This window comes from Micrococcus sp. ACRRV (assembly GCF_022346985.1).
GTDB classification, from domain to species: domain Bacteria; phylum Actinomycetota; class Actinomycetes; order Actinomycetales; family Micrococcaceae; genus Micrococcus; species Micrococcus porci.
In genome coordinates this window covers 1-4,095 of the sequence record NZ_JAKRNH010000155.1, presented here as the reverse complement: position 1 = coordinate 4,095, position 4,095 = coordinate 1, and the positions used below count along the sequence as shown (strand labels likewise).

The 4,095-nt window shown below is 74.5% G+C and carries 3 protein-coding genes; all 3 read right to left on the bottom strand.

The genetic code is table 11. The features are described from left to right. Positions 1-80: 80 nt before the first annotated feature. The 3 genes from MHY29_RS11490 to paaZ all read right to left on the bottom strand — a co-directional run bounded on the left by MHY29_RS11490 (position 81) and on the right by paaZ (position 4,081). Complete coding sequence (locus MHY29_RS11490; protein ID WP_239241338.1) at positions 81-860, bottom strand: hypothetical protein; 780 nt, start codon at positions 858-860, stop codon at positions 81-83. A 100-nt stretch (positions 861-960) separates the two neighbouring features. Continuing rightward, the gene (locus tag MHY29_RS11485) at positions 961-1,812 is read right to left on the bottom strand and encodes a hypothetical protein (protein ID WP_239241336.1); all 852 of its coding nucleotides are present in this window, start codon (positions 1,810-1,812) and stop codon (positions 961-963) included. Between the two features lie 151 nt (positions 1,813-1,963). Beyond that, positions 1,964-4,081, bottom strand: coding sequence for a phenylacetic acid degradation bifunctional protein PaaZ (paaZ, locus tag MHY29_RS11480; RefSeq protein WP_224356282.1), 2,118 nt, complete (start codon positions 4,079-4,081; stop codon positions 1,964-1,966). Positions 4,082-4,095: the final 14 nt, after the last annotated feature.

Below are 4,095 nucleotides of genomic sequence, written 5' to 3'. Positions count from 1 at the left end.
CGCCCCGCCCCGGCCCCTCCGTCTTCGTTCGCGAAACGGACGGCGTGTCCGGCGCGTCCGTGCGCGATGTGGACGGCGCCTCAGCCCGCCGGGAGCGCCGCCGCCACCCGGTGCAGGATCCCGACGTCGTCGCCCCCGCCCATCGTCCCCGCCTCGGACGCGTCCAGGCGCCGGTTCAGCACGTACTGGCGGCGCCCGTCCAGCACATGCGCGGTGCGCATGCGGACCTCCGCGCCGTCCGGCCCGGGGATCCGCTTCTCGTAGACCACGGCCTCCCCGCCGGGCCAGTCCGCGCCCCGCGCGTCGACCACGCCGAGCCAGCCGGTCTGCCCGGCGCAGTCGGCGCGCACCTGCGCGTGGCGGTCCCAGGAGCGACGCGCGGCCTCCACGTCCGGGAAGTCGGTGACGGTGAGGTTCACGTAGCCGGCGGTGTCCGTGCTGGACTGTCCGCGCGCGCTGCCCGCCCCCGCCAGGCCACGGGCGCCGGACTCGGCCTCCGACTGGGCGGCGGCCCGGTTGGCGTCCACGCAGGCCTGCGAGGCGTCGCGGGCCTGGGACAGTGCGACCTCGTCGCCGTAGACGGTCGCCAGGTGCCGCTCCATGGCGTCCCGGTACTCGGCGCGCGAGTACACGTCCAGGACGGTCATCTGTGCGCCCGTGCCCTCCTCCACGGCCCGGGCGACGGCGTCCACCTGCGCCCGGCCGGCCCAGGGGGCCTCGGACGAGGACGCCGCCGTTGAGGCGACGTCCGTCCCGCCGGACCCGCCCGACGCCGCCCCGTCGGCCCCGCAGCCGGCCAGGGACAGGGCCCCCGAGAGGGCGAGGGCGGCGGCGGTGAGGGCGGCGGGGGCGGAGCGCATGGATCCATGATGCGCCCGCGTGCGACGGCCGAGCGGCACGCGACGGTGCCCCGCACTGCGACGGTGCGGGGCGCCGAGACGCCGCGGCCGGGGAGGGGGCTCAGCCGGCGGGGACGGCCTCGAGGACCTGCTCGGCGAGGGCGCGGGCCTGGTCGGCGGCGCCGGCGGGGGCGGTCTCGCCCGGGCCGGCGACCATCACGCTGACCACGTCCGTGCCGCGTCGCACGGCGAGCCATCGCCCTCCCGCGAGCTCCCCGCCGACGGCCTCGTCGCCGATCCCGGTCACGGGGGCGATGTCGGTGGGCTGCTCGGCGCCGGGCACCTGGACGTCCGTGCACAGCTCGATCGGAGCGGAGCCGTCCGCCAAGGCCGCCACGGCCGCCGAGGCGTCCGGGTAGGCGACCACGTCGGCCCGGACCGAGGTGTAGGCGCCCCCCGCGACGGTGGGCATGGCGTCGGAGCGCAGCTGGGCCCCGCCCGCGGCGGCCTCGGTGCGAAACCGCTCCGCCGCGGCGTCCGCGCACCGCTGCTGGGCCTCCGTGTAGGTCGGCGACGCGCTCGAGCCCTCGGCCGCCGGCTCCAGCGGTCCGTCCGTGAGGATCGTCGCCTGGTCCTCCAGGTCGGTCTTCCGCTCGAGCGGGGAGACGGACCTCGTGGTCACCTCGAAACCCTCGGGCGCGGCCGCCGTGACGGCCTCCGTCAGGCCCGTCCGGGCCTCGTTTCCGAACCGGTCCGGCATGGACAGGGACAGCGCCGAGGACGATGCGGCCGAGGAGGAGGCGGCCGGCGAGGTCACGCTCGAGCCCGCGCCGCCGGCGGTCGGGCTGCCGGCCGCCGTGGAGGAGGAGGCGGACCCGCCCCCGCCGGCGCAGCCGGTCAGGACGAGGGCGGCGGCGCCCAGGGCGAAGCCCGCCCGCAGTCGGCGGGACGGGACGGCTGTCATGTGGGTCATGGGAGAAGTGAATGCCCTGTACCCCGCTTGGTCAAGGGCTGTGTCGGGGCAGCCCGCGCCCCGGTCACCCCCGCGAACGACGACGCCGGCGCCCCCGCGGGGGAGACGCGCCGGCGTCGTCGGTGGGCTCGGACCGTGAGCCCCGGCCGGATCAGGCCTTCGGCTCGGCCTCCGGCATCGGCCAGGTCTTGGCGACCAGCGTCAGCACGTCGTACTGCGCCACCAGCTCGTCCTTCTGGTTGTGCAGCCGGCAGTCCCAGGCGACCTCGCCGTACTCGTCCGTCACGCGCGGGGTGATCCTCTTCGCGGTGAGGGTCACGCGGATGGCGTCGTCGTAGGTGACGGGCGTGATGAAGCGCAGGTCGTCCAGGCCGTAGTTGGCGAGCACCGGGCCCGGATCCGGGGCCACGAACAAGCCGGCGGCCCAGGAGACCAGCAGGTAGCCGTGGGCCACGCGGCGCGGGAAGAACGGGTTGGCCATGGCGGCCTCCTCGTCCGTGTGCGCGTAGAACTTGTCGCCCGTGGACTCGGCGAACGCCGTGATGTCCTCGATGGTGACGGTCCGCAGGCCGGAGGCGAACTGGTCGCCGATCTGCAGCTCGTCGAGCGCCTTGTAGAACGGGTGCTTCGCCTTGCCTGCCTCCACGTCCTCACGGGTGGCGGTCTGCGCGGCGGCGCCCTGGTGCCACACGCCGGTGATGGCGGTCAGCATGTCCGGGGAGCCCTGCACGGCGGTGCGCTGCATGTAGTGCTTGACGGCGCGGACGCCGCCCAGCTCCTCGCCGCCGCCGGCGCGGCCGGGGCCGCCGTGGATCAGCACCGGCACGGGGGCGCCGTGGCCGGTGGTGGTCTTCGCGGTCTGGCGGTTCAGCACGTGCACGCGGCCGTGGTGGGCGCCGATGCCCGCGATGAACTCGGAGGCGGTGGCGCCGTCGTTCGTGGCGAGGGTGGCCACCAGCGAGCCGGAGCCCAGCGCGGCCAGGCGCACGGCGTCGGCGACGTCCGTGTAGCCGATCACGGAGGTCACCGGGCCGAAGGCCTCCACGGAGTGCACCTGCGGGGTGTCGGCGTCGGCGAAGGTGAGCACGGTGGGGGCGAAGAACGCACCGGCCTCCGCGTCGGCGTCGCCCGTGGAGCCCTCCGGGCCGCCCAGGCGGACCTGGCCGCCGGCGTCGACCAGGGTCTGCACGGCCTTGCGAACTTCGGACTGCTGCTCCTTGGAGGCCAGGGCGCCCATGGTGGTGCCCTCAGCGCGGGGATCGCCCAGGACCACCGTGGAGGAGAGACGCTCGGTGAGGGCCGCCGTGACGTCCTCGACCATGGCCTCCGGCACGATCACGCGGCGGATCGCGGTGCACTTCTGACCGGCCTTGACGGTCATCTCCTGGAAGACGACCTTCACGAATGCCTCGAACTCGGGGGTGTCCACGCCCGCGTCCGGGCCGAGGATGGCCGCGTTGAGGGAGTCGGTCTCCGCGGTGAAGCGGACACCGCCGTTGAGGACGTTCTCGTGCTGGCGCAGGGTCTGCGCGGTGCCGGCCGAGCCGGTGAACGCCACGTGGTCGCGGTAGTCCAGGTGGTCGAGCAGGTCGCGGGCGGAGCCGGAGATCAGCTGGATCGAGCCCTCGGGCAGCACGCCGGACTCCACCATCATGCGCACGCAGGCCTCGGTGACGTAGCCGGTGGGGGTGGCCGGCTTGACCACGGTGGGAACGCCCGCGACGAAGGCCGGGGCGAACTTCTCCAACATGCCCCACACGGGGAAGTTGAAGGCGTTGATCTGCACGGCCACGCCCGGGATGCGCTGGTAGATGTGCTCGCCGATGAAGGAGCCGTCGCGGGAGAGGGGCTCCACGTCGCCGTCGATGATCACGTTGGAGTTCGGCAGCTCGCGGCGGCCCTTCCCGGAGAACGTGAAGAGGGTGCCGATGCCGCCGTCGACGTCGAAGGCGTGGTCGCGCTGCGTGGAGCCGGTGGCGAAGGAGAGGTCGTAGAGCTCCTGGATGCGGGAGTTCAGGTAGAGGGCGAGCTCCTTGAGCTTGAGCGCGCGCTCGTGGATGGTCAGCTCGCCCAGGTTCCTCTGGCCGACGGTGCGGGCGTGCTCGATGGCGCCGGCGGTGTCGATGCCGTCCGTGGACACGCGGGCCATGAGCTCGCCGGTGTTCGCGTCCGTCACGTCGGTGACCTTGGACGGGTGTGACGGCGTCCACCAGCTGCCGGCGACGTAGCTGGGGAGGATCTCCGGGAGGGAGGGGGCGGTGACGGTCACGGGGGCTCCTGGTG